Consider the following 26,183-nt stretch of genomic DNA (forward strand, 5'->3'; position numbering starts at 1 on the left):
TGGCCTACGGCAGGTTTAGTCAGGCTTCTGACCCATTCCTATCTCCTTATCAGCTCTTGACCGGCCGGCTTAGGGGGCCGGCGCTCGAGTAAGGTTAGACCCCAGTTGGGAAGTCAGCTAATAGGGGGAGTATTGGGTCGTGATAGGCAGAGTCTTTTACTGGCATCAGGGGCAGGCCCCGCATCTATTTGAAGCATAGACGCGGGAAAGCCGTTACTTACGCACGTTCTGGTACAGCATCAACCTTGAGGTTTCGTGCATGGCGCGGGTCAGTTGCGACAGGCGTTTGAACTCTTCAGGGTTTTGCTCGGCGACGTTGTCCAGCGGCGTCGGTGAGGCCAGGTCATGGAGACTTGGCGAGCTGCCGTCATGCTCCATCTGCACCATGTAGTGTTGAGTCACGCCGGCAATCAGCGGGAACGTTCCCTCACGCAGTACCAGCGGTACCACACGCTCACCCTCGGGCGCAGGCTGCTGAATGTCACGGCCCATGCCGCTGTTGCGAAACTCAAGGCCGGCCATGCCTGCCACGGTGGGCAGCAAGTCCACCAGGCCGACCGCTTCCTCGACCTTACGCGTTCCCAGCAAACCCGGCGCGTGGATGATCATCGGCACCGCGTTGCTTTCCAGACCCAGTTGCTCATAAGCCGGTGCCAGGAACGGGATCTGCGCGATTCGGGTGTTGTGGTCACCAAACAGCACGAAAATGGTGTTGTCATACCAGCCGCCTGCTTTGGCGATTTCCATCAAGCGTCCGATGTTGAAGTCCAGCAAACGCACGGCGTTGTACTGCTCGACACTGCGCGACCCTGCGGCCTGTACTTCCTCCAGGGTAGGGTGCTTGACCTCGAATCCATCATTGGTCTTGGGAATCGTGAAGGGACGATGGTTGCCGGCGGTCTGCACATAGGCGAAGAACGGTTTGTCCTTGGGCAGTGCTTGCAGGATCTGGTCGGTTTCCTTGAACAGATCCAGATCGGAAATCCCCCAGACATCCACTACCGGGGACTTCCAGTCCCGCTCTTCGAACAAGCGAACGCCGTCGATGCTTTGCCGGATCAAGGCATTCATGTTGGCCCAGCCGGAGTTGCCGCCGATGGTGTAGATCTTCTCGTAACCGGTGAACGCATTGATCAGTGTGTTTTGCTTGGTGATCAACGGATTACGCGTCGCGGTTTCCTGACGGGTGACGTCGGGCACTCCGCTGATGCTGGCCCAGACGGTTTTTGCGGTCCCCGTCACCGGCACATAGAAGTGCTCGAAGAACCAGCTTTGCGTGGCCAGGCGATCGATGTTCGGCGTCGGATTGATCGGGTTGCCGTAGGCCCCGACAGCGCTGGTGCCCAGCGATTCGAGCATGACGAACATCACGTTCGGTGGCCGCGAGCCTGGTACTTTATAGGGTTGTGGCGCCTGGTGACGGACGAAATCAAGGGTTTGCGGGTCGGGCTTGTCCACGCTCAGGTAGTTAGCCATCACCGCGTAGTGCTCGCGCACCTGCGCTTCGTCATAGCGCGATTGGCCGACTTTGACCGTGTCGTAGAGGAATAACACCGGGTTCAGGCCCAACGCGGCAACCTGGTTATTGCCCGAGAAAAACGCATCGCTCCAGCGCAACGGGACCGGGTTTTCGAGGTTCATGTTTTCGACACGACCTAAAATGCCCAACAGCACCGCCACGACCATCAACGCGCCACCCAATGTCGCGGAGAGCTGGCGAATGACTTTGCGAGGGCGGTCCAGCGTTACGCGTTCCAGACGCACCAGAGCCAATGTCACCAACGCGACCGTTGCCAGCCAACCCAGTGAAATCCAGATCACCGGGTAGGTCTGCCAGACCATGTCACGGGATATTTGCGCATCCTCGATGAAGCGCAGCACGGTGGCGTTGATCCTCACGCCCAGGTAGGCGTAATGACCAAAATCGATGATGTAAATCAGCAGCAGGACGCTCAGGGCCGCGACCAGATACACGCGGGCGATGCGGCGCAGCAGACGGCTGCCGATCAGGTTCCAGCGAGGAATCCAGGCCAGCAACGCCAACGGCAACATCGCCAGGATGGCCAGGCGCAGATCGAAACGAAAGCCGATCCCCAGGGTTTCCAGGACGTCATTTTTGTCGATCAGGGCGTTGGCGTCGAAACCGGAATAGCCGAAAAAAAACATGACCCGAAGCACAGCAAACAGCGCGAACGTAATCGCTGTCGCGCCCAGCCAGTAATGTAAACGTCTCGAGTGCAACCAACCCATCCATGTTCCCCTGTTAATAAAGTCGTTAAATCTCAAACGGAACTGGACACATCGCCCATTGCACCGCGGCGCTTGGTTGCCCGGCGATACGTCCAGCGCACGGCGAGCATCAGCAGGGCCATGCAGCAATACAGACCCAGCAGCGGATCAACCAGGTAATCCCAATAGTTTTGCGAAGGTTTGATCCCGGCAATGAAGGCCAGGGTCGCGCAGGCAAGCATCACGACGGCCAGGCCGTTGCGCAGGTAAAACAGGCCCAGTGTCAGCACGGCGACAAAAATCAGCATGGGGCGCGGGCTGTAGCCAAACCTATAGGGGTCCAGGACACTCATGCCCAGGGTTGCCGGGTACAGCACCAGGGCCATCGCGGCGAAGAGGATCAATACGCCGGTTTTACCCCGTGCAGGCGGCAGGATGTCCAGCCGACGCAAGCAGCCCCACGCCATGAACACCATTGAGGTGATCGCCAGGTCATCAATGTAGCTGCGCAAATAGGCGGCCAACGATAACCCGTCCAGCGATATGAAGCTGACTGCCAGCAATGCGGCCAACAGTGCGATCCGCCAGGTCCTGGGCAAGCCGAAAGAAGGCAGCACCAGAAAGATGATCATTGCGAAGCTGACATGGGCTTGCCACAGGCTGATCATTTGCGACGCTCGTTGAGCCAGGCATCGTTGAAGGTGACGTGCTTGATGAAGGTGTTGTTCCAGGAATAAACCAAGTGATACATACCGTCGGGACTGCGGATGAAGTACGGGTATTCATATTCAAACTCACACCCTTGGCTTTTACAGACACGGTTGTCGAGGTTATCCAGGAACTGTGCCTCCAGCGGTTGACGAAGCGCGCCGCTGGAACCGCGAAACTCTTTACCGATGATTTCCTTGTAGGCCTCGGGAGAAAACGGAGCGCCTTCGGGATCAGGCGACTTGTCCAGGTCCCGCAACGAGCGCCAATCGTCCATTTTCGCGTCGGTCCCATAAAGGCTCAGCTTGAAGCGTCCTTCCTGCAGGTCGTTGAGCGCCACCAGCAACCCATGTTCGGGCGTCGCGACGGCGGCCAACGATGAGTTCGGATTCGAGGGGTCGAGCGGATAAGGTTCGCTCCAGGTTTGACCGGCGTCTTCGGTGCGGGTCGCCAGAACACGGTGGTGGGTGTCGCCGGCATAGCGCAGCAAGGCGATGCCGCGCTGGCCGTCCAGCGGAACCACCGTGGGTTGCAATGAATTATTGCCGTGGCTGATGCGGAATTTGTCGATCACATCGCCGTCTGCGCTCAAGTAGAGGTACTCGGCAAACTTGCCCAGAAACTCATGGTAAACCGGCAAGCCGATGGAGCCGTCGGCATGAAACACCGGTGCCGACCGGACCAGGGTGCTGATGTTCAGAAAGGGTGAGGTGATCAGCTGGCGCGGGGCGGACCAGCTTTCACCGAAATCGTCTGAAACCATCACATTGACCGCGCTGCCGGCCCAGCCACCCATGGACACGGACACGTAGAACAACCACACGCGATTATCCGGCGCGAGGGCAACCACCGGATTGCCCAGCTTGCGAATGTATTTTCGCGTGCCCTGTTGGGTCGAATCCCGAGTCGCCAATACCTTTTCTGCACCCCACTCGCTGGTTTTCGGGTCGAACCGGGCGGAGCGCACCTGTACATCGGCTGCGCCTTCGCGGGAGCCGGCGAACCAGACCGTCATCAGACTACCGTCGGGTAAGGCGGTCACCGCCGAGGAATGCACAAAATCCACCAGCCCGGAGGAGGCGAAGCGGCTGGTATAAATGGGCTTGGCCACTTGGCCGGCCACTGCCATCACTGGACTTATCAGGGCAAAGGAGGAATGCGTATTGGCAGGATTGACGAACCACGCGGCCGCAAACAGACAAGAAAGTGCAAGGTATGCACCGAGGGCAGGAATGCTGGGAAGTTTGATGCGCATAATTAAGACTTTGGCATCTCATGGCCCGATAAAGCGCTCAAACTAACACTCGGTAGTACACGATCGGGTTTTATGATTTTCTAATTTGTAAGCAATTGTTTGTAGCGTGCTGCCCGGTCGATGAACAACACGAAACGGGCAGGCTGAAACGACCGGACTAGAGGGATATCGATTCGAGCCAGCGGGGCGGAAGGGCGATCTGCACCGCTGGTCGAAAAAACCGGACATGAACGGCGAGAAACAGAAAACGAAGCTGATCAAGAGCAGTTTCGAACCTGCAGAGCCGACTGACGCGGCGGCTATTCGAGTTGTTCGAATAGACGGGCGTCAGGGGACTCGGCGATAACGGGGTCAGAAGTAATACCCGATATTGACGTTGGTCCGGTAATACCACTGATTGCTGCCAACCGAACGGGTATTGGTAAAGCCCGTACCGTTCTCCGCACCGCCATAGGGGTTGGCGTTTTTTGCCCAGGTCAGGTCGACCCACGCCATGATCGGCATGGCCAGGAACTGCGCGCCGACGGTGTACATCTGCGAGTCGTCCCAACCGCTCTTGTCTTTCATCATGCGACTGTAGTCGTTGTACAGCTTGATCTTCTTCAGTTGCCCAAGCTTTGGCGTCGGGATGTCATAGCCGACGTTCAGCGAAGCAATGGTGGCCTTGGAGGCGATCAGGTACGCCGGGGTCAGGCCGTTGCCGCCCATCAGCACCGAGTCGTTGCTGACACCGGCAGGGTTTTTGGGGTCGTACTCGTAGCGAATGCCTTGGGTGGAGACGGTCCACGCGCCGGCGTTGATGATCGCGTGGATACCGCCGGCCCAGTAATCGCCGTCGTCTTTGGTGGTGGCATTGTACAACTGGGCGGTGGCCACCGACGCGCCGATTTCGGTTTTCCAGCCGTCATTGATAAAGGTCCGCGCGACCCGGGCGTTGATCTGGTTGTGTTTCTCGTTGTCCTGGCGCGACTGGGTGAAGGGGATCGCATTGTCCTTGAGGTCTGCGTAACGCCCGACTTCCGGCGAGTAGCGAATGTCGGAAGGCAACATGCGCGGGAAGTACCCCAGTTGCAGATCCCAGTCCTGATCCTTGTAGCTGTATTTCAAGCCTGTGCCGGCGCTGACGCCATAGCCCATGAAGAAGGGCAGGTGATAGCTCCAGCCAAATTGCGGATAGGGTTCCAGGCCAAACGGTTTGAACGGCGCGCCCAGTTGCAGGTTTGAGTTGCTGTTCAGGCGGTAGCCGACGAAGCCGCGGTCAATGGAGCGCTTGCCGTCATCCTGAAACCAGTAGCCGACATCGCTATAGAGATTTTTGTAGGTCGCCTGTACGTCGACGCGGAAGGTGTCGAAGAGGAAACGCCCGTTGTTTTCGGTGGTGTCCCAATGCTCGTCGCGGTAGTTGGTCCGCAGGGCTCCGCCGATGTCCAGGCTGCTTTCGCCATCGTCGCTGCGCCAGGCGAAATGCGGAAACGGCTTTTTACCGGTCGTCGATGTCACGGGCGCAGCGGGACCGGGTTCACCGGCGAAGCTCACGCAACTGCTCATCATCAGTCCCATACATATAACGTAATGCTTCATGTTGACTCCGCTGCTCAATTGAACGCTACAAAGTGACCGGCAACACTGTTCCGTTCGCCTTGAAAGTGGCGATGGGCGGATAACGTTGAGTGTTGCTTTGATTAAGTGCGTTTCTGTTTTTATTGTTTCATGGGTAATACGGCGTATGGCCTATGAACTCATGGTTACCTGAGCAGAAACTATGCCAACTGCGGAAGCGCTTTCGGGTGCTTAAAAACTCAATAAAAACAATTGTTTATATGGGAAACGTATTTGTTTGTGTTGCCCATGAAACAGGCGCGTCAAGGGGTAACGAAACTGCACGTTCACTGTGCGTTTTTTATTTCACGCGCATAAAAAAGGCCTACAAAAATGGCGCAATTGCTGTTCATTCAAGAAAGGTTTGGGGTGGGATGGGATTGGTGCGGGATGGGGGGCATATCCATTTCTGCGGGAGCGGCTGCTGGCGGTTTCGCTTTTACAGCGAGTCACTTGGAAGAGCCCCAAGTAACCAAGGGCTTCTGCCCCTTTCGTTCGGTGCCTCGCCTAGGCTCGGCATACCCTCTCTCCGGTCCTGCTCCGTGGGCCCGCCGCCATCGGCCATCCATGGCCGGGGGCGGCTAACCCGGCATCCATGCCGGGTTGCCCACTGCGCAGAACCTCCACTCGGCCTCTCGAGAGGGCGGTGCATCAAGATCAAAAGCTGCAGGCGAGCTAACGCTCGGCCTGTTGAGTGGTGAGAAGCAAAAGCTGTACGCCGATTCATTGTGGGAGCTGGCTTGTCGGGTCGCCGCATCGCTGCGATGGTGGCCTGGTAGCCGACCAATCTCTTGCAGGTGTACCCCATCCAAATGTGTGTGCGGGCTAGCCCGCGATGCTGTTGATGTTGTCGTTGCTTTGCTTTGCTTTGCTTTGCTTTGCTTTGGCTTCGGATCTGCCGCCCCTTTCCCAGAGGCCGAACGCAGGTATTGCGCAGGGGGCACCGCGGCAAGGATGCCGCGGTAGCCGCCCCCGGCCATGGATGGCCGATGGCGGCGGGCCCCCGGAGCAATGCCGGAGTGAGGGCATGCCGAGCCTGGGCGAGGCACCGAATGGCGGGGCAAGAGCCCTTGGTTACTTGGGGCTCTTCCAAGTGACTCGCTGTAAGAGCGAAACCGTCAGCAGACACGGCCAAAAAAACGGATATTCACCCAATCAAAGCCCCCGGTCAGCCCCCACCACCAATCTATGGGGGGCTGCCTGAAACCCTGTGTTTAAAGGTCGAGTACCAATCGCCGACTCTTGCAACCCGACACACACACCATCATGGATGTGTTGGCCGCACGCTCGGCTTTGGTCAGCACGCCGTCCCGGTGGTCGACATCACCTTCCAGAACCCGTGTTTCACACGAACCGCACACCCCTTCGCGACAGCTGTATTCGATGTCGCAACCCGCCTCGAGCAGCACGTCGAGCAAACTCAAACCGGGCTCGATCGACAGCGTCTTGCCGGTTTTTTTCAGTTCGACACTGTAGCTGCTCTGCGCGTCTTCAGACGGTGGCAATTCGGCCGCCGCGAAGCGCTCGATATGCGCATGAGGGTAACCGAGGCCTTCGCAGGTGCTTTCGAATGCATCGAGCATCGGCGTCGGACCGCAGCAATAGAAGTGCGTATCGCTGGGCTGATCGGCCAGATAAGCGCTCAGGTCTGGTGGCATGCCCTTTTCATCGTTGAAGTGATAGACGACTTTGGCACTCAAGCCGCTGAGTTCCTCAACCAGCGCGGCTTCCTGTCGCGAGCGGGCGCAGTAGATCAGCTCGGCGGATTTTCCCAGCGCCAGCAGTTGGCGGAACATGCAGTAAATCGGTGTGATACCGATACCGCCGGCCACCAGCACGCTGTGTTTGGCACTCAGGTCGAGCTGGAAATTATTGCGCGGCGACGAGATCGGCAGTTGCATGCCGACCCGCAGTTGCGCGTGCACAAATTCCGAGCCGCCGCGGCTGTTGCGATCACGCAGGATGCCGATCACGTAACGGCCTCGATCGCTCGGCGAGTTGAGCAATGAATAACTGCGCACCAGTCCGTTGGGTAAATGCAGGTCGATGTGCGAGCCAGCTTCAAACGGGGCGAACACCGTGTCGCCAAACGGCCGCAACTCGACGCTGATGATGCCTTCGGCTTCATAGCGCAGCGTGTGCACGCGAGCGGTGAGGGGGGAGGAATGGGACATCGGTCACCTCTTTTCGACAGTACGCAAATCGAGATCGAGACGCGCACTGGCCTCGATCTCCACCCGCAGTTCGGGAAACACCAGTGCGCTGACTTCGACCAGCGTTGAGGTCGGGAAAACGGCCTGACCTTCGAAGAAGTCACGGCGCGCGCGGCCCACTTCATCCTTGTCGGCGATTGCCGTGACATACACCGTCAAACGGTAAATGTTGCCGACATGCCCACCCGCCGCTTCAACCAGCGCCCGGACTTTGTTCAGCACGACAAGTGTCTGGGCGTAGGCATCGAGCGGCGCGTCAGCCACAACAGCCAGGCGTGTAGCGGGATGGCCGGTCATGCCGGACATCACCACTTCATTGCCGATCAGCAAGGCATTCGACCAGGTGGCGCTGGCCGGCTCGATCAACGAGCCGGCCTGAACACGTTGCACGGCTGCGTTCATGGCAACTGCTTCGCGTCGATCAGCTCCAGTTGGGCCTTGGCCGCGTTTTTCAGGTAGCGGCGCAGACGCACCACACCGAGGTCATGCTGGTAGAGGTTTTCCCGCTGGTTGGCGTCCGGCTCCATGAATTCGAGCAGCACCCGGTCCTGTTCCAGCACCGCCCAGTGCCGTGCTTCCAGGCGATTTTTGTAGAGGAAACGCCAGGTGTCGCGCTGCCAGCCGGTCAGTGGGCGGCAACGCCAGTGGAACACCGCCGACAAGGAGCGGCTGCTCGGTGTGTAGCTGCCGATGATGGTGAAATTGCCGCCCGGGCCGCCAGTTTTCGGATAGGGGATTTCCAGACGCAGCCAGTGGCAGCCGTTATCCATGAACTCGGTCCAGTCGAAATTCACCCCGCGCTGGCCTTCTTTCTCGAAGAAAAATCCATAGTCGGTGTCGCGGGTGACGAACTTGGCGGTGGCTTCGCCTTCGCTCATGGAGTGCGACATCTTGTGCAGGTAGGTGCCGTGCATCGGGTCCATGACGTTGTCGATCACATAGCGATAATCGCCTTTCCACTCGGTGTAGCAGAGGAAGCTGCTCCATTCCGGGGAGGTCAGTTGCTCTGGCAGGACCAGCTCCGGCGGGGTGTCCACGTGCGGATCTGCAGCGTTGTACAGAAAGATGGCGCCAGCGGCTTCACGGGTGTGGAACATGCGTGTCGGGCGGCTGCCTTCGAGCTTGCAACCGGGGCTGCCGGGGACTTTGGTAACCGTGCCGTCACAGCGCACTTCGACGCCGTGATAAGGGCATTGCAGACGGTCACCCAGCACCGGACCCTGGGACAGCGGCGCACCGCGATGAGGGCAGTGATCTTCCAGGGCGTGGACGCTACCGTCATTGTCGCGCCACAGGGCGATTTTGTAGCCCAGACGGCGAATCGACACCGGTTTTTCGTCCAATTGATCGGAGGGCAGAACCGGGAACCAAAGGTTTTTCAACCCGTTGGCCAAGAGGTTTTCAGCTGGATCGACGGTTGTATTCATGTTCATTTCTTATTGTCCTCCGGCGGGTCATTCGCCCAGCCGAGCCATCAGGGTTTTATAGGCGTCTGCTGTCCACTCTCCGGTGGTCAGCGGGCAGGGCGGCCCGGCCAGATTCAGGTGCGCGAGCAGGTCGGGCAACTCGGTCACCCCGTTGCCAAAGGCGCGTTCGATGGAGTCGCCGAGCAACTCTTCGAATTGGGTGTTGGGACGTTTGCGGGCCTGATGGGGCTCCAGGTAGGGTTCGGTATTGCTCATCTCATTGACCTCCGTTACGTACCCGTTCACGGATCATTTCGCGCACGGGAATAAAGTCATACGTCGGGAAAACTTCGGTGCTGAACACACCCCAGGCGGAGCGTTCGAGCTCGACGTTGAGGGTCGGTAGCAGGCTCGGCGGCAAACGCAGAGTGACGATCTGGCCCAGGCCCATGGCCACGGTCCAGGACACCACCTCGACGCCTTGCGGGGGAAACCGCTCCCACCAATCCTGCTGCTTCATGTGCCGCTGAATCTCTTCCAGGTTCTTTGATTGGTCGTGCTTGAGCAGCACGGTCACCAGCAAGGTCTCGCTCATGGCTATGGTCCTGCTCACGCCACGTTCGGCATCGGCACGCTCCAGGCGTCGTAGCCATAAACCCAGTCGGCGTTGCCGCCATCCTTGAGCCATTGGTTGCCGCGCGAGCCGATCTGGATCTGGCTGGTGCGTTGCAGCCGTGCCTGCTGATAAGCCTGCAGGGCATCGGCGATCTGCGCGGTGCTGGTCAGGTCTTGCAAATGGCGAGCGAGCACCACCGCGTCTTCGATCGCCTGACCGGCGCCTTGCGCCATGAACGGCATCATCGGATGGCAGGCATCGCCCAGCAGGGTCATCGCGCCCTTGGACCAGAACGGCAGCGGATCGCGTTCATACAACGCGGTCTTGAGCACCTCGTTGCACGCATCCAGCAGGGCGCGAGCATCCGGGTGGAAGTCTTGATAGTGGCTGCGCAACTCATCGGCATCGCCGGCGCTGGTCCAGGACTCTTCATGCCAGCTGTCCTGAGCGGTGGTGGCGAAGATAAAAATGTCCCGACCCTGGTTCAGCGGAAACGTCACGATCTGGCTTTGTGGGGTAGGGCCCCACCATTTAGTGAACGCCTGAATGTTCGGTACATGGGCCACGCGTTCGGCAGGTACGACGGCGCGGTATGCGACCACCCCGGTAAAGCGCGGTTGCTCATCACCGAACAGCGCATTACGCACCACCGAATGGATGCCATCGGCGCCGATCAACAGATCGGTGACGTGGCGGCTGCCATCCTTGAAGCGCAACTCGATACTGTCGGCGGTTTGCACGACGTGCTCGGCGCGTTTGCCAAACTTCACCTGTTCTTGCGGGAAGACGTCCGCCAGCGCGGCCAGCAGATCGGCGCGGTGAATGGTCAGTTGCGGTGCACCGTATTTCTGTTCGGCGGCATCGGACATTTCCAGGCGCGAAGTTTCCTCGCCGCTGTCCCACAGACGGCTGATCCGGTGCGTTGGACGAGCGGCCGGAATGCGCACGGCAGCGCCCACCCCAAGACCATCCAGAGCACGTACGGCATTCGGTGTCAGGTTGATATCGGCACCGACCCGCAAAAAGGCTTTCGACTGTTCGAATACGGTGACGTTATGGCCTGCGCGAAGCAGGGCAATGGCGGCGGTCAAGCCACCGATACCGGCCCCGGCAATCGCGATATTCAGTGAGGACATGAGTAAATCCTGCTCAAGGTTTCGGTTTGTCGGTGAGGAACTTGCCTTGCGGCGCTTCGACGTTTTGCTGGCGTCGGGTATTGCCATCGATGCCGCCGGCAATCGCCCATTCAGCGAACATCGTCGGGCCAGGCTCGAAGGCGCGCGGTTCCCATTCGCCGGTCAGTTGGTCTTCGTCGGCGTAGTACTCGACCAGCGCGCCGGCCGGGTTCTTGAAGTACCAAAAGAACGCCGAAGACACCGGGTGCCGACCCGGACCGATTTCCGTTGCCCAGCCGCGGCGGGAAATGTGCATGCCGCCGCCGAATACTTCGTGCACATCGCGCACGGTGAAGGCGACGTGGTTCAGGCCGGCACGAGGGGCGGGCAGTTGCAGCATGAACAGGTCGTGGTGGCCACCTTCTTCGGCGGTGCGCAGGAACGCCCCGCGATCCGGATAACGGTCAGAGGCCTGGAAGCCGAAGCGCTCGTGGTAGAAGGCTTCGCAGGCGTTGACGTCCTTGACGAAAAACACCACATGGCCGACTTCGATCGGCGTGGCGCGGTCGTAGATCGGTGCGGCTTTGTTGATCCGGCCTTTGGTCTGCCAGGTGTTATGGCCGCTGCACTCGATCTCCAGTTCACGCTTGCGGGTCACTTGCAGGCGGATCGCCAGGCCGTTGGGGTCGGTGCAACCGATGCGCCCATCCGCTTCGATGAAGCCCGGATCGTTGGCGATTCGTTCGCTATAAAGCTTCAAGTCAGCGTCGCTTTCGACGCCCCAGACCACTTCGCGCACGGTCGAACCGGCTTCGATGGCGGGCGGCAACCCTGCCTTGTTGATGTCGGCAAGCACCACGCGGCAACCGTTGAGGGTTTCGAAGATCACTTCGTCAGGCTGCTCGCTGACTTTCGTCAGGCCCCAGTCGCTAAAAAAACGCACGCTGGTGTCGAGGTCCTCGACGCCGTAGGTGACTTCATCAATGCCTAAAACGCTCATAACCCAACCTCTCGTTGCACACCGGCCCAGGCCAGCGGCTGTTCATTCATGCCCCAATAAAGGCTTTTCTGTTCCATGTACTGCAGGATGCCGAGACGACCTTTTTCACGGCCCAGACCGCTGTCGCGCCAGCCGCCGAACGGTGTTGAAATCGAGAACTGTTTGTAGGTGTTGATCCACACCGTACCGGCCTGAATTTTTCGGCCCAGCGCCCAGGCGCGTTTGTAGTCGCGGGTCCAGATACCAGCAGCGAGCGCGTACAGGCTGTCATTGGCCTGCTCGAGCAATTGCGCTTCGTCATCGAAGGGCATCGCCACCAGAACGGGACCGAAGATCTCTTCCTGACAGACCTGTTGGCTGTTGTTCAAACCTTCGAGGATGGTCGGCGGGTAGTAATAACCCTGGTCGTACACGCCGCCGCTCGGACGCTTGCCACCGAGCAACAGGCGCCCACCTTCGGCCAGTCCCAGAGCAACATAACGCTCCACCGACTCGCGGTGGCCGGCGCTGATCAACGGGCCCATTTGGGTACGTTCATCGGCCGGATCACCGACGCGCAGTTCGGCCGCAGCGGCCACCAGACGCGACATGAACGGCTCATACAACGCGCGGGCGACGAACAACCGCGAGCCGGCGATGCAGGCTTCGCCCGAAGAGCTGAAGATGCCGTACAGCACACCCGCCACCGCGTGATCGAGATCGGCGTCATCAAGGACGATGGTCGGCGATTTGCCGCCCAGTTCCAGTGACACCGGCATCATCTTGTCAGCGGCGATGTGGGCAATGTGCTTGCCGGTTTTGGTGCCACCCGTGAACGACACGCGCTTGACCAGCGGGTGGCGCGTCAACGCATCACCGAGCAGCGAACCCTTGCCTGGCAGCACACTGAGCAGGCCTTTCGGCAAGCCTGCGTCCTCGCAGATGCGTGCCAGTTGCAACGCCATCAACGGGGTGATTTCCGCCGGTTTGATCACCACCGCGTTGCCCGCTGCCAGTGCCGGAGCGACCTTCTGCGCTTCGCTGGCAATCGGCGAGTTCCACGGGGTGATCGCGGCGATCACGCCCATCGGTTCGTACACACTCATGCTGACGAAATCACCGCGCGATGGCGTGATGGTTTCTTCGAGGGTTTCGCAGGCCGAGGCGAAGAACTGGAACGTGCCGGCGGCGCTGGCCACCAGGGCACGGGTTTCGTTGATCGGTTTGCCATTGTCCTGGCGCTGCAATTGCGCCAGCTCTTCGCTGCGCTCACGGATCAGCTCGGCGATGCGGTACAGCACGCTGGCCCGTTCGTGAGGTTTGCGCTGCGCCCAGCCGCTGTGCAAAAACGCCTGATGGGCGCCTTGCACGGCGTCTTCAACGTCGTCGACGCTGGCGGCATTCAGCCAGGCGACGGCTTCGCCCGTGGCGGGGTAGCACGTGGCATAACGCTCGCCGCGACCGAGGCGCCAGTCGCCGGCAATGCAGATCGGTAAAGTCTGTTCGAGAGTCATCGACTGTCCCCTAAATCGAAATCGCATGGGCGTGGTTGCCCAAGGCGCGGACGACGCTGTAAACGGTCAGCGCCGAGGTCTTCGGGTTGGCCAGCAGCGGTTTGCCACGCAAGCTCAGTTCGAAACCGCCGAAGGCACCGCGGGCTTCGAAGTGATGGACGTTCTCCTCGCTCAGCGGGTCGGCGATCAGCGTCACGTGGGTGCGATCCAGGCCGAGCCCGGCCAGCGACAAGGTCGCTGCGACGTTGGCGTTTTTTGGATAGAGCCGTGCCGCTTCCCGGGCGCTGCCCTGAAAAATCACCGTAGCTTCGGTAATGCTGTCCAGGTCACAGGCCTGTTCAGCCGGGGTGTTTTTCCAGGCTTTAGCCGGTTTGCGGCCGGTGTAATTGACCGAATCCAGCCCACCGACTTTGGCCGCCGACAAGGCGTCGATGCCGCCGATGGCGCCGGGCAGCAACTCGATGCGGGTCTGGCCGCGTTCGGCCGCTGCTTCCAGGCGTTCAACCAGGCCGACTTCGGACAGCGCGCCGACCGAGACGATCAGGCAGGCAATGCCACGCTCCAGCGCGGGCAATACATGTTCTTCGATGGCGCGGTGGCCGGCGCACTCGACCAACAGGTCCGGGCGGGCATCGGCCGGCAACGCGGTCAGCACCTGTGGCGGTTGCTTGAAGCTGGCCAGCCGCTGGCGGACCAGTTCTTCAGAGCCGGCCGAAGCGATGACGTAGTCAACGCACAGCTGCGGATCCTTCTCCAACAGTTCGAGCACACCGACGCCAATGGCGCCGCAGCCGATCATGGTGATATGCAACATGACGAAGTCCTCAGGCCGTGGCTTTTTGCGCTTTGGTTTCGCTGTTGGGCGGACCGGCGAACTGGGTGGCGAAGCTGCCGACGGCGAGCATGTCGACTTCCAGCAGGAACGGGCCGGGTTGAGCCAGTGCGCCGTCGACCACGCGGCCGAAATCCTTCAGGTCGGTGACCAGGCCGTGGCGCAGGTTCAGCGATTCCGCCAGCTTGGAATAATCCGGCGTGTGCAGGTCGACGTAGCAGTGACGGCTGCCATAGACCGCGTCCTGAATGTTGCGAATCACGCCGTAGCGCTGGTCGTTCATCAGCAGAATCACCACGTTGGCTTTTTCTTGCACCAGCGTCGCCAGTTCGCCGAGGTTGAGGATGAAACCGCCGTCACCGGCGAGGGCGAAGACCTTGCGCTCAGGCGCCGTTTCAGCCGCGGCGACAGCAGCGCCGATGCCCATCGACAGGCCCTGGCCGATGCCGCCGCCGAGGGCATGCACGCCGGCGCGCGGGTGGAACAGGGTCAGCAGGCGGTTGCCCCAGATGCTGTTGGACAGCGTGACGTCGCGCACCCAGGAGAAATTGCGCCCGGTGATGGCTTGCAGCTGTTCGACCATGGCCGAGTACGGGCCGAGGTCGGCGATCAATTGAGTGCGGGATTTTTCGCGGACGTCCTTGAGTTCAGCGAGGAATGTCGGGTCGATCTGCAGGCGACCTTCCAGACGATCCGCCAGGCCTTCAAGGGCCAGTGCCGAATCACCACAAATGAATAATTCGCTGTTGTAGCTGCGACCTTCGATGGCCGGGTTGGCGTCGATGCGCAAGGTGTTGCGTGGCAATTTCAACGCGTACTTGAAGGTTTCGTTGCTGCGCAGACGGGAGCCGGCGATCAGCAAGGCGTCGCAGCTTTGCAAGAACTGCTCGACCAATTTGTTTTGCGAGAACGCGCCGAGGCAACGCTCGTCATCTTCGTTGACCACGCCGCGACCCTGGGTCGAGGTGATCACGCCGACGCCCATGTCCAGCAGGCGTTTGACTTGCGGCCCGGCATGCCGCGCGCCACCGCCGAGCCACAGCAGTGGACGGGTGGCCGTGGCCAGACGCTCGGCCACCAGGTCCAGCGCTTCGGGTGCGGGGACGGCCACTGGAATCGGCAGCGGTGAGAGGTCGGTCGGCATCGTGATAAACGTCGACTGGATGTCGATCGGAATTTCCACGCTGACCGGCCCGGTAGGAGCGGTCAGGGCGGTTTGCACGGCCAGTTTCAGGGTGCTGATGGCGGTTTCGACGCTGCGTACACGGAATGCAGCCTTCGACACCGCCTTGAGCATGGTCAGTTGGTCGCGGGCTTCGTGGATGTAGGCGAATTCCTGGTCCAGGTACGGTGTTTCGATCTGCCCGGTGATGTGCAGCAGCGGTGTGCCGGCGGTCAACGCTTCGACCATGGCGCCTGCGGCGTTGCCGGCTGCGGTGCCGGTGGACGTCAGGCAGACACCGAGGCCGCCGGTGGTGCGGGCATAGGCGTCGGCCATGTTGGTGGCGCCGGCTTCACCGCGAGCCATGACGAAGCGGATGTTTCCGCGAACGGCAAAGGCATCGAGGATCGGCATGTTGTGGATCGAGATCACGCCGAACGCGGCCTTGACGTCGCACTGCTCGAGAAACGCGGTGATGGCAGCGCCAACGGTGACAGTATTTTCATTACGCATGGCGGGACAGGCCTCCAGAAACATCGATATGGCTGCCTGTGGTGTAAGCCGACAGAGGCGAGGCCAGAAACAGGATCGCGCGGGCCGCTTCAATCGGCAGGCCCAGGCGCCCTAAGGGAATGTGTTTTTGTTGAGCAAGCCGGGCGGTCCATTGGGTCCAGTCCAGGTCCCGCTCTTCGCGGGCCTCGAAACGTCGGCGCCATTGCCCGGACTCAACCAGACCAATGAGGATGCCGTTGACCCGAATGCCCTGACCGGCAAATTCGGTGGCCATCGAGCGCACCAGGTTCATGACCCCGGCGCGAGCGGCCGAGGTGGCGACCATGTGCGGTTCCGGCTGGCTGGCCAGCAGCGAATTGACGCAGACAATGGCCGCGTTCGGCTGGCGTTGCAGCTGTGCCATGAAGGCGTGGACCGGGTTGATCACCGAGAAGAATTTCAGGTTCAACTCTTCGGTCCAGGCACTATCGCTGGTGTCGGCGAAGGTCGACACCCGACCTTGCCCAGCGTTGTTGATCAGCACGCTGGCCGGGCCCAGTGCGGCCAGACTAGCCGCGGCAAACGCCTTCACCGAGTCCGCATCGAGCACGTTGCAAACATGGGCGAGCAGCCGTGCTTCCGGGAAGCGTTGACGCAACTCGGCTTCGGCGCTGCGCAGCCGGTTTTCGTCCCGGCCACAAAAGGCCACGGCCGCACCGGCTTCGAGCAACAACTCGACGCAGGCCAGGCCAATGCCCGAAGAGCCGCCGGTGACAATTGCAGTGCTGTCTTGCAGTTGATAAAGGCTCATTTCAATCCCTCATCAACGCAGTGACGCGGTGCTGACCGTCATGGGCAGCAGCGCTGTTGTAGTTGAGCAGTCGCGACAGTTCGTCGGCGCTACGGCGCACTTGCAGCAGCAACTCGTTGAAGTTGACGTGAGCGATCTGTGCGGTCGGGATCGTGACGCCCAGCGCGGCGACGATCCTGCTCGTCTCATCGCGCACCGGGGCGGCGACGGTCGAGATCGTTGACTCGAAGAAGCCTTCGCTGCTGACGAAACCGCGCTGGCGGTCGGCCTGAACCAGGTCGAACAGCTCCATCACAGTTTTCGGCGTGCATGGCGAGAACTGCTCCAGGTGTTCCTCCGGGTACAGCTCACGCAACTCGGCCAGCGACAGGTCTTCGAGCAGAATGCGCCCGAGGACAGTGGCGTGGGCGGGCAGGCGAGTGCCGACGTTGACCGCGCTGGAGAACACTGACGGCGGCGAGACCTTGGCCACGTAAACGATCGAACGACCATCGCGCACCACCAGGTTGCTCGGGTAGTTGAGGCGGTCGCACAAACGTGCCAGCAGTGGCTGGCCCAGTTCGGTCAGCTCCAGCGAAGCCAGGTATTCAAAGCCCAGGCGCAGCACCGACATGCCCAGGCGGTATTCATTGCCGCTGCGGGTGACGAAGCCCATGGTTTCCAGGGTCGTCAGCAGACGAAAGATGGTCGAGCGTGGCAGCGCCAGACGCCGGGCCAGTTCCGGCGCGGTCAGCGTGCGATTGCGCCGGCTGAATTCGCAGAGCAGCAGCAGGCCGCGCTCCAGGCCCGGCACGATGTATTTGTCCTGAGCGTCCTTCAGCAGATCTGAATCGTTCATAGAGATGCACCTGTCAGGGATTCTTTAATGGCAAAGGCCAGACGGCCTGCCACGACATAAGGTTGTTCAATAGGGCTGGCATGCCCGGCATCGGCAATCAGGTTGAACGTGGCGCCCAACGCCTTGGCCAGGGTCAGGCAGCTTTCGGGCGCCGTGATACCGTCGGCTTCGCCGCAATGCACTTCGCAAGGCATCGACAGCGGTGGGTGCCGCAGCAGGTCATCGCAGCACAACAGTTCAATGGCCTGGCGATAGCCATCGGGATTGAGCCGCGCCATGTTCCACCGCACCCAGGCCAGTGCTTTCGGGCTGGCGGCGGGTGACAGCATGTAGGAACTGCGTTGCTCGGCCATCTGCTGAATGCTCAGTTGTTCCAGGGCACGCAGGCGTTTGTTGCGCACTTCCTGACGTTGCAAGGCACGTGATGGATGGCCATAGCCTTGGGCTGGGCTGATCAAGACCAGCCGGCTGATCCGTTGCTGCTGCACGCCGCTGGCGAACGCCGTGGCGGTAATCGCCCCGAGGGAGTGACCCACCAGCACACAGCGCTGGATGCCCAGTGCGTCGAGCATCTGCAGCAGTCGTTCGGCGTAGTCCGAAGCGTCGGGGGCCAGCGATCGCAGCGGCGTGGAATCACCGTAGCCGGGAGCGTCCCAGGCAATCACCCGGGCGCTCTGGCCAAGCTCCTGCGCCACCTCTAACCACGACGCCGAGCCCGAGCCGATCCCGTGCAACAACACAATGGCCGGCCCGGCCCCGCATTCGCGAAAGGCCTGGCGACCGCCTGCGATCTCCAGCGTGCGCACTGGAAAGTTCAGGGCCAGTTGTGCCTGGAGCTCAGCCGTGAGCGGCGGGACGAGATTATCGATGGCGTACGACATGGGTTTATCCGCGCTTGATCGAGGCCAGAGGGTGTTCTGGCGGGTAGGTCGGGGTCAGCGGTTTTTTCGCGCCGAGCATCACGCACATCAGCGCGTCTTCATCGCCGATGTTGATCTCTTCGCGGTACACGCCGGGCGGCACGGAAATCACGTCGCGGTCGGTGAGGATGGTTTCGAAACGCTCACCGTCCTTCTCGATCACCACTTTGAGTTTGCCGCGCAGCACAAAGAACACTTCTTCAACGTCGGTGTGCAGGTGCGGCGGGCCTTCGTGACCGGCCGGAATCACCATGGTGGAGAACGTGAAGTTCTCCGACGGAATGGTGTTCATGTCGGTGCTCACGCCCGTGCCGCCGGTGCCGATGTAGCGCATTTGCGCACGGCGGAATTTCGGGTCGTAGTCGGCCTGGAACTTCAGCGCGTTCCAGTCGTACTTGCGTGTGTCGTAGCGGGCGATGCGGGTTTTCATCCAGCTTTCGAGATCGCTGCCGGCTGGCTGTTCCCAGCTTTTCGGGGCGGTTTGTTGTGCGGATAGATCGGTCATGGCTATCTCCAGATCAAGTCAAGGCATGACGAACCCGCCGTTGACCGGCAGGGTTTGTCCAGTGATGAATCGGGCGAGGTCGGACAGCGCGAACAGCACGGCGCCGCTGACGTCTTCGGGAAGTTGCGGGCGTTGAATGGCCCGGTGGTCGTTGTACAAACGGTGACGTGCTTCGGGTACGTAGGCGGTGGCTTCGACCAGCACCAGGCCGGGCGCGATGGCGTTGACCGTGATGTTGTCGATGCCCAGTTCGCGAGCCAGGCTGCGGGTCATCGCGATGATTGCGCCCTTGCTGGCGACATAGGCCAGCAGGTTGGGCGCACCCCACAGCGGCGTGTCGGACGCCAGGTTAACGATGGCGCCATGACCACTGGCGCGCAGGGCTGGCAGGCACGCCTTGGTCATCAGCCAGGTGCCGCGCACGTTGACTTGCATGACCTGATCCCAGGTATCGAGGCTCAGCTCTTCGCAGGTCTTGCCGCCGGAATTGGTGATTGAAGCGTTGTTCACCAGACCGTCGAGCCCGCCGAGCAAGCGGGTGGCTTCAGCCACGCAGGCATCGATCGAATCGGGTTGCGCCAGATCAACCGTCACGCCATGCACGGTCAGGCCTTCGGCGACGAGCTCAGTGGCCGATTGCTGGACGCGTTCGGCAAGAATGTCAGCGATCACCACGTGGGCACCGGCGCGGCCGATGGCTTGGGCAAAGGCATAACCCAATCCGCGGGCGCCCCCGGTGACCAGGATCCGGCGGCCTTCGAGCAAACGATTGAGGGCCGTCATCATTGCGTACTCAGCATGGCTTTGGGCATGTAATGCAGAACGCGCTTCTCGGCCCAGACCACCGCGCCGTAAGAGAGCACACCGATCAGCGTGAGCATGACAATGGCGACGAATACGCCCGCGGTGTTGCCCTGACCTTCAGCATCGACCAGCAGGAAGCCCAGGCCCTGGTTGCCGCCGACCAGCTCACCGACGGTGACGCCGATCACAGCGAGGGTCGAGGCAATGCGCAGGCCCGAGAACAGCGCGGCCATGGCCGAAGGGAACTCCACCAGGCGGAAGATCTGCCAGCGGCTGGCGTTCATGGTCCGGACCAGGTTGATCATGTCCGGGTCTACGGTGCGGATGGCCGACAGCACGTTGATCATCACCGGGAAGAACACAATCAGGATTGCGATCAGGATCTTCGGGTAGATGGTGTAGCCCAGCCACATCACGAACAGCGGGGCGAAGGCGACTTTGGGGGCGATTTGCAGGGCCAGAATGTAAGGCGACAGCATGGCTTCGGCAGCGGGGGAGAGCCCGAGCGAAACACCGATCGCCACGCCGAGCAGAGCGCCCAGACCGAAGCCGACGATGATCTCGAATGCGGTGATCAAGGTATGTTGCAGCAAGCCGCCGGTTTGCCACATCACCACACTTTCCTGGGCCACGCGGCTCAGGTGCGGCATGACGAATTCAGGCATGCCGAGCAGTCCCGGGCCCCATTGCCAGAGCACCAGGAACAGGATCAGCAGTGCAACGCTGCCAAGCATGGAGTTATTGAGGTTTTTCATCGTGTCGTTACCTTGTTGTCACTCGCCGTTATTGCGCAGCTGTTTGGGTGTCGATGAACTGGTTGGTGTACAGGTCGTCGAGCTTCGGTTCCTGGGTGACGATGCCTTCGCTGACATAGAACGTGCGGACCGCTTCCAGCCGCGCCGGATCGATGCGGCCCAGTACGGTTTGATTGGCGTAGACGTGTTCGACGTAAAGCTTGAAGACCTTCTCCAGCGAATCTTCCTTGCCTGCGTAGGCGGGCACAGCTTTGGCGAAGGTGACCGCCGCGGCGCGCGGGTCCTGAATGATGTCGCGCATACCTTGCAGGGTGGCCTGGACCACGCCGCGAACAATCTCCGGGTGCGTCTTGATGGCGTCGTCCGAAGCGAGGATCGCCTGGGCCATGCTTTCGAAAATTTGCGATTGCGGGATCAGTTTGATCTTCACACCGGCTTCTTCAGCGTTGACCACCCAGTCCGGTACGCCCGCCATCGCCTGGGCTTTGTCAGCCGAGAACAACTGCCAGACACCCGACGGGCCGGCCGCCTGGATGTTCACGTCGGTTTTGCTCAGGCCTGCTTTGCGAAGGGAGGCAAGCAAGGCGTAGTAGGTGGTGTCCGAGTAGGACATCACCGTCATGGTCTTGCCCTTGAGGTCGGTGATCGAGTTGATATTTTCGGCGGCATTGGTGGCAATCATGGTCACACCGCCGGCGCCCAGCACGGCGACGGAGCGCACCGGAATACCGTTGGCCCGCACCACAATCGGAGTATCACCCAGGGCACCGCCGAGCATGGCGTTACCGGCACCGATCTGCTTCGCCACGTCCACACCGCCCTTGGCCGCGATGAAGGTCATATTCAGGTTCTGGGCGGCGTAGTAACCCTTTTGCTGGGCAATGATCCACGGGGCGAACGCCGGCGAGTTCGGCGGCGCCGGCAACAAGTAGGTCACGTCGGTGGGCTGCGCCTGCGCGGCGAAGGCCATGCCCAGGCCGAGCGCAATGCCGGTGGCCTGGCTGAAGCGTTGAAACAGAGACTTGAACATGCGTACTCCTGAATCGGTTGATGGCCGCAAGGGCGTTGATCAATGCAGTTCGGTGTCTTCGCCGACTTTCAGCAACTCCATCAGGCGACCGGCCAGAGGACCGATCTCCGGCAGCTTGCGGCGCTCCAGCGGGTTGTCGCGAAACGGCAGGTCGACGTTGATTTCTTCGATGATGGTGCCCGGGCGGGCACTCATGACCAGCAGCCGGTCGGACATGGCGATGGCTTCGATCAGGTCATGGGTAATGAACAGGGCGGTTTTCTTTTCATCGAACAGCATCCGCGCCATGTCCTGCTGCAGGATCATCTTGGTCTGCGCATCCAGGGCCGAGAACGGCTCGTCGAGGAACAGCACTTGCGGGTCGATGGCCAAGGTACGAGCCAGGGCCGCACGCTGACGCATGCCGCCCGACAGCTGGAACGGGTAGTGGTCGGCAAAGCCTTGCAGGTGGCAGCGATCGAGCAGATCTTTGGCCACGGCCTGACGCTTGGCGGCCGGTACACCTTGAATTTCCAGGCCCAGTTCGACATTGCGACGAATGCTGCGCCATGGCATCAGCAGGTCTTTTTGCAACATGAAAGCGACTTGGCGAACCGGACCTGTGACCGCTTCACCGCCGACAAATACTTCGCCTTCGGAAGGTCGATACAGGCCGGAGCCCATGTTGAGGATGGTGCTTTTGCCGCAACCGGAAGGGCCGATGATCGACACCACTTCACCGCGGCGAATCTTGAAATTGACGTCGCGAATGGCAAACGGCGCTTCGGATTTTCCTTTGGCCGGGAAACATTTGCCGACATTGCGAAATTCAATTTCGATGGGCTCCAGATCTTCCTTGGGAGCGGGTTTATTCCATTGAGGGGCGATGGCGTACATCTCGTTCACAGCCATTGGGAAGGGTCTCTGGTCTGTTTTATAGGTGATACGGTGTTTAGTGCATGAACAATGCCACCCCAATGCCAGGTTGAATTGTTGTTAGAAAAGCCTTGGTTATTAATGAGTTGCGAAGTTTTTGATGTTTTTGACTTGTTTCATATACGAAACGTGGTTTCTTGTATGGCACGAAATTTCACATCGAATGTGCATGCCATGGGAAACGGCGAGAAAGAAGGGGTTGTTGAGGTAACGCGGAGAGGGGAGAAATAGAGGGTTTTGTTTTACATATGAAACGATGGGGGCGGCTTTTTGTATTTTGGGTCCGGATTGGTGTTGTTCGTTCGGGCCTCATCGCGAGCAAGCTCGCTCCCACAAGGGTTATGTGTCGACGCCGATCAACTGTGGGAGCGAGCTTGCTCGCGATGAGGCCCGAACAAACACAGAAGCTTTCAGTTCTGTGTGCTATTTACCGCTAAACACCGCCGGCCCGCGCTCGGTGAACGCCGCCAGCCCTTCAGTGAAATCGGCGCTTTCGCAGGCCTGTCTCCGCAACTCCGCAATCTGCTCCATCGCCTGCACGGGCATCGGTTGCAGGTCTTCCAGAATTCGCAATTGTTCCTTCACATTTTGAGCTGTTCAAAGACTTCGGGCGGCAGCCGGGGTGGGCGGCTGGACGATGACGTTGTGAGGGTTGCCTTTTGTCGGTGTGCCTGAACCGGACTCTCGATCGGTTGATCCATGTAGAAGGGCTCAGGAGCTGTCGTCATTCTCCGATCGAGGAACTCAAACCATGCAGCCCAAGGCACACCTGCGATACGACCTGACGCTGCTGATGCTGTTTGTGCTGATCGTCGTGGTGTCGGGTTATTCACCCCGCAGCCGTGTGGATTGGGCACTGGAAAACCTGTTGGTGCTGTTACTGGTGGGCGCGCTGGTGGCTGTCTCTGGCCGGTTTCGCCTGTCGGCTGTTTCCATCAGCCTGGTATTCGTTTTCCTGTGCATTCACGAACTGGGTTCTCACTACACCTATGCCAAGGTGCCGTACGACCAATGGTGTTCAGCCTTGACCGGGGTCAGCTTCGATAAAGCGCTGGGGTTGCAGCGCAATCATTTTGATCGGCTGGTCCATTTGAGTTACGGGCTGTTGATGGTCTATCCCATTCGAGAAGTGCTGGTGCGCCTGACGCCGTTGCGGGGTTTCTGGTTGGTGTTTATGGCGTTGAACATCATTTTGTCGACGTCGGCCATTTACGAGCTGGTGGAATGGATCGGTGGCGCCTACCTGGGCGACGACACCTCGCGTGCCTTCATCGGCGCGCAGAACGATCCCTGGGATTCACAGAAGGACATGGCGTTGGCGGTGGCCGGCGCCTTCGTCAGCGAGTGCGTGGTTTTGCTGTGCCAGCAAAAGCACGCCGCGCCTCAGGCTGAGCAACCGTTTTAAATCACCCGATAAGAAAAACCGATACCCGCTTAAGGATTTCCCAGAGGCGGGGCAGGCATCTGCGGCTTTAGAGTTACGCCCAACATTCGAATGTCGGGTGGCCTCCTTCGTGATGGGTCATCGTGAGATAGACTCAACAGCGAACATCCGACAGTGGGAGTGACAGCTGTGGCGGAACTCCGATGGATTCGCTGATCACAGCCGCAGCACAGGCGCTGGCAGCGGGTGATCCGCTCGGCGCGCTGAACCGGGTCGCGTTGCGCGACGATGCGCCGGCGCTGGCGTTGCGCGGTATTGCGATGGCGCAACTCGGCGACCTGGTGCGGGCCAAGGCGCTGGTGCAGAGGGCGGCGCGGGCCTTCGGGCCGAAGGAGGCCTCGGCTCGGGCGCGGTGCGTGGTCGCCGAGGCCGAGATTGCACTGGCCTCCCGGGAGTTGGGCTGGCCGGTGAAGGCACTCGAGTCGGCGCGAGTGACACTTGAGGCGCACGGCGATCGAGTGAACGCCGCTCATGCGCGGTATTTGCAGATTCGGCGTTTGCTGCTGATCGGGCATCTCGAAGAGGCCGACGTGCTGCTCGCCGAGCTTGACCCTGCGCCATTGCCACCGGCATTGCGCACCGCCCACGAACTGGTCGTAGCGGGGATCGCGATGCGGCGACTCGAGACGAACAAGGCGCGGTCTGCACTCACAAGGGCCGAGCACGCCGCGCGCGACGCCGATATTCCTGCGCTGACGGCCGAGGTGGAAAACGCTGCCCTAGTCCTGGACACGCCCGTCGCGCGTTTGATTGCCTATGGTGAAGAACGGCCTCTGTTGCTGGATGAGGTTGAAGCGTTGCTCGCGTCCACGTCACTGGTCGTGGACGCCTGTCGCTACGTCGTGCGTGGCACCGGCATGTCAGTTCCCCTCGCTACACGCCCGGTTTTGTTTGCCCTCGCACGGGCACTGGCCGAAGCGTGGCCGGCCGACGTGTCGAGGGAAACGCTGATTACCCAGGCCTTTCGTTTGAAGCACGCCGATGAGTCCCTTCGCGCACGGTTGAGAGTCGAAATCGGGCGACTGCGCGCGGCGCTGAAGCCCTTGGCCGGCGTGACGGCTACCCAACGCGGGTTTGCGCTGGTGTCGCTGGTTGCCTCTGACGTTGTGGTGCTGGCGCAACACGTCGAAGAGAAGCACGGGTCGGTGTTCGCTTTCCTCGTCGACGGTGAGTCGTGGTCGAGCTCGGCCCTGGCACTGGCCCTCGGTGCCAGCCAGCGGACAGTGCAACGGGCACTCGAGGAGTTGGCCCGCGCGGGCAAGGTGCAGTCGTTCGGTCGCGGTCGGGCCCGTCGCTGGATGACCCCGCCGGTGCCGGGTTTCGCGACGACCTTGTTACTCCCGGTTCCGTTGCCGGGTGACTAGGATGAACGCCACCCACCCGTAACGAGGAATGCCAACATGAAACAGTCAGCAGCTCAAATCCTTCGTGAATATGGACCCTTTGTCGGTGTCGACAAGGTGCATGGCGTCACCTGGGACGGCCAGCACGTGTGGTTTGCCACCGGCGACAAAATCAACGCACTGGACCCAGCAAGTGGCAAGACACTGCGTTCAATCGACGTCGCTGCCCATGCCGGCACCGCCTTCGACGGCCAGCACCTGTTCCAGATCGCCGAGGACCGCATCCAGAAAATTGACCCGCAGACCGGCCGTGTACTCGCGACTATTCCGGCGCCTGGCGGCAGTGACTCAGGGCTGACGTGGGCGGAAGGGACGTTGTGGGTCGGTGAGTATCGGGATCGCAAGATTCATCAGATCGATCCCGAGACCGGCGCGATTCTGCGCACCCTTGAATCCAATCGCTTTGTCACCGGGGTGACCTGGGTCGAAGGTCAGCTGTGGCATGGCACCTGGGAAGAAGACGAGAGTGAGTTACGCCATATCGATTCGACCACCGGCGAGGTGCTGGAGAGCGTGAAGCTGCCGGCCGGCGTCGGGGTGTCGGGGCTTGAATCGGATGGCGGCGATCAGTTTTTCTGCGGCGGCGGTGGCAGTGGAAAGGTGAGGGCGGTGCGGCGCCCCAAATAAGGCGCCGCTCA

Annotated in this window: 26 protein-coding genes; 3 read left to right on the forward strand and 23 right to left on the reverse strand. The window is 60.7% G+C overall.

Annotation, left to right across the window (positions count from 1 at the left end; genetic code table 11):
* Positions 1-213: 213 nt before the first annotated feature.
* The 23 genes from ACA056_RS11870 to ACA056_RS11980 all read right to left on the reverse strand — a co-directional run bounded on the left by ACA056_RS11870 (position 214) and on the right by ACA056_RS11980 (position 23,283).
* Positions 214-2,250 carry an LTA synthase family protein gene (locus tag ACA056_RS11870; protein ID WP_497272923.1) on the reverse strand — a complete coding sequence of 679 codons (2,037 nt, stop codon included), beginning with the start codon at positions 2,248-2,250 and terminating at the stop codon, positions 214-216.
* 32 nt (positions 2,251-2,282) lie between these two features.
* Positions 2,283-2,897 (reverse strand): hypothetical protein, encoded by a 615-nt coding sequence (locus ACA056_RS11875; protein ID WP_497272925.1) that lies wholly within the window; start codon positions 2,895-2,897, stop codon positions 2,283-2,285.
* Positions 2,894-4,192 carry a sialidase family protein gene (locus ACA056_RS11880; protein WP_497272927.1) on the reverse strand — a complete coding sequence of 433 codons (1,299 nt, stop codon included), beginning with the start codon at positions 4,190-4,192 and terminating at the stop codon, positions 2,894-2,896. Before ACA056_RS11880 ends, ACA056_RS11875 begins: the two co-directional genes overlap by 4 nt.
* Before the next feature lie 351 nt (positions 4,193-4,543).
* The gene (locus ACA056_RS11885) at positions 4,544-5,773 is read right to left on the reverse strand and encodes a putative porin (protein ID WP_497272929.1); all 1,230 of its coding nucleotides are present in this window, start codon (positions 5,771-5,773) and stop codon (positions 4,544-4,546) included.
* Positions 5,774-7,005: 1,232 nt separating this feature from the next.
* A complete protein-coding gene (locus ACA056_RS11890) occupies positions 7,006-7,965 on the reverse strand; it encodes a PDR/VanB family oxidoreductase (protein WP_497272931.1) in 960 nt (319 codons plus the stop codon).
* A 3-nt stretch (positions 7,966-7,968) separates the two neighbouring features.
* Positions 7,969-8,406: a Rid family hydrolase gene (locus ACA056_RS11895; protein ID WP_497272933.1), complete on the reverse strand. Its 438-nt coding sequence runs from the start codon at positions 8,404-8,406 to the stop codon at positions 7,969-7,971.
* Complete coding sequence (locus ACA056_RS11900; protein WP_497272935.1) at positions 8,403-9,437, reverse strand: Rieske 2Fe-2S domain-containing protein; 1,035 nt, start codon at positions 9,435-9,437, stop codon at positions 8,403-8,405. The genes ACA056_RS11895 and ACA056_RS11900 overlap by 4 nt, the downstream gene beginning before the upstream one ends.
* A 21-nt stretch (positions 9,438-9,458) precedes the next feature.
* The gene (locus tag ACA056_RS11905) at positions 9,459-9,686 is read right to left on the reverse strand and encodes a recombinase-like helix-turn-helix domain-containing protein (protein WP_027923567.1); all 228 of its coding nucleotides are present in this window, start codon (positions 9,684-9,686) and stop codon (positions 9,459-9,461) included.
* A 1-nt stretch (position 9,687) separates the two neighbouring features.
* Entirely contained in the window at positions 9,688-10,005 is a 318-nt protein-coding gene (locus ACA056_RS11910; protein ID WP_123368846.1) for a hypothetical protein, read from the reverse strand.
* Positions 10,006-10,019: 14 nt separating this feature from the next.
* On the reverse strand, positions 10,020-11,162 hold the full coding sequence (locus ACA056_RS11915; RefSeq protein WP_497272938.1) for an FAD-dependent monooxygenase: 1,143 nt from the start codon (positions 11,160-11,162) through the stop codon (positions 10,020-10,022).
* 13 nt (positions 11,163-11,175) lie between these two features.
* Entirely contained in the window at positions 11,176-12,141 is a 966-nt protein-coding gene (locus ACA056_RS11920) for a VOC family protein (protein WP_497272940.1), read from the reverse strand.
* Positions 12,138-13,634, reverse strand: coding sequence for an aldehyde dehydrogenase (locus ACA056_RS11925; RefSeq protein ID WP_497272942.1), 1,497 nt, complete (start codon positions 13,632-13,634; stop codon positions 12,138-12,140). The genes ACA056_RS11920 and ACA056_RS11925 overlap by 4 nt, the downstream gene beginning before the upstream one ends.
* A 10-nt stretch (positions 13,635-13,644) precedes the next feature.
* Positions 13,645-14,448 (reverse strand): aspartate dehydrogenase, encoded by an 804-nt coding sequence (locus tag ACA056_RS11930; protein WP_123368849.1) that lies wholly within the window; start codon positions 14,446-14,448, stop codon positions 13,645-13,647.
* Positions 14,449-14,458: 10 nt separating this feature from the next.
* Complete coding sequence (locus ACA056_RS11935) at positions 14,459-16,141, reverse strand: thiamine pyrophosphate-binding protein (RefSeq protein WP_497272944.1); 1,683 nt, start codon at positions 16,139-16,141, stop codon at positions 14,459-14,461.
* On the reverse strand, positions 16,134-16,931 hold the full coding sequence (locus ACA056_RS11940; RefSeq protein WP_497272946.1) for an SDR family oxidoreductase: 798 nt from the start codon (positions 16,929-16,931) through the stop codon (positions 16,134-16,136). Before ACA056_RS11940 ends, ACA056_RS11935 begins: the two co-directional genes overlap by 8 nt.
* A 1-nt stretch (position 16,932) precedes the next feature.
* Positions 16,933-17,769, reverse strand: coding sequence for an IclR family transcriptional regulator (locus tag ACA056_RS11945; protein WP_082555898.1), 837 nt, complete (start codon positions 17,767-17,769; stop codon positions 16,933-16,935).
* Positions 17,766-18,650 carry an alpha/beta fold hydrolase gene (locus tag ACA056_RS11950; protein ID WP_497272948.1) on the reverse strand — a complete coding sequence of 295 codons (885 nt, stop codon included), beginning with the start codon at positions 18,648-18,650 and terminating at the stop codon, positions 17,766-17,768. Before ACA056_RS11950 ends, ACA056_RS11945 begins: the two co-directional genes overlap by 4 nt.
* Before the next feature lie 4 nt (positions 18,651-18,654).
* Positions 18,655-19,194, reverse strand: coding sequence for a cupin domain-containing protein (locus ACA056_RS11955; RefSeq protein WP_497272950.1), 540 nt, complete (start codon positions 19,192-19,194; stop codon positions 18,655-18,657).
* 18 nt (positions 19,195-19,212) lie between these two features.
* Positions 19,213-19,980, reverse strand: a complete 768-nt coding sequence (locus ACA056_RS11960; RefSeq protein WP_497272952.1) for an SDR family oxidoreductase — start codon at positions 19,978-19,980, stop codon at positions 19,213-19,215.
* Positions 19,977-20,753, reverse strand: a complete 777-nt coding sequence (locus ACA056_RS11965; protein ID WP_027923579.1) for an ABC transporter permease — start codon at positions 20,751-20,753, stop codon at positions 19,977-19,979. The genes ACA056_RS11960 and ACA056_RS11965 overlap by 4 nt, the downstream gene beginning before the upstream one ends.
* 28 nt (positions 20,754-20,781) lie before the next feature.
* A complete protein-coding gene (locus ACA056_RS11970; protein WP_497272954.1) occupies positions 20,782-21,783 on the reverse strand; it encodes an ABC transporter substrate-binding protein in 1,002 nt (333 codons plus the stop codon).
* Between the two features lie 39 nt (positions 21,784-21,822).
* Positions 21,823-22,659 carry an ABC transporter ATP-binding protein gene (locus ACA056_RS11975; RefSeq protein ID WP_050590200.1) on the reverse strand — a complete coding sequence of 279 codons (837 nt, stop codon included), beginning with the start codon at positions 22,657-22,659 and terminating at the stop codon, positions 21,823-21,825.
* Positions 22,660-23,121: 462 nt separating this feature from the next.
* Complete coding sequence (locus ACA056_RS11980; protein WP_497272956.1) at positions 23,122-23,283, reverse strand: hypothetical protein; 162 nt, start codon at positions 23,281-23,283, stop codon at positions 23,122-23,124.
* A 166-nt stretch (positions 23,284-23,449) separates the two neighbouring features.
* Between ACA056_RS11980 and ACA056_RS11985 the strand changes: the two genes are divergently transcribed.
* The 3 genes from ACA056_RS11985 to ACA056_RS11995 all read left to right on the forward strand — a co-directional run bounded on the left by ACA056_RS11985 (position 23,450) and on the right by ACA056_RS11995 (position 26,172).
* A complete protein-coding gene (locus ACA056_RS11985; RefSeq protein ID WP_497272958.1) occupies positions 23,450-24,103 on the forward strand; it encodes a DUF2238 domain-containing protein in 654 nt (217 codons plus the stop codon).
* A 182-nt stretch (positions 24,104-24,285) separates the two neighbouring features.
* Positions 24,286-25,506, forward strand: a complete 1,221-nt coding sequence (locus ACA056_RS11990) for a winged helix-turn-helix domain-containing protein (RefSeq protein WP_497272960.1) — start codon at positions 24,286-24,288, stop codon at positions 25,504-25,506.
* Positions 25,507-25,542: 36 nt separating this feature from the next.
* On the forward strand, positions 25,543-26,172 hold the full coding sequence (locus tag ACA056_RS11995) for a Vgb family protein (protein WP_497272962.1): 630 nt from the start codon (positions 25,543-25,545) through the stop codon (positions 26,170-26,172).
* Positions 26,173-26,183: the final 11 nt, after the last annotated feature.

Source organism: Pseudomonas sp. LBUM1666 (assembly GCF_059695775.1).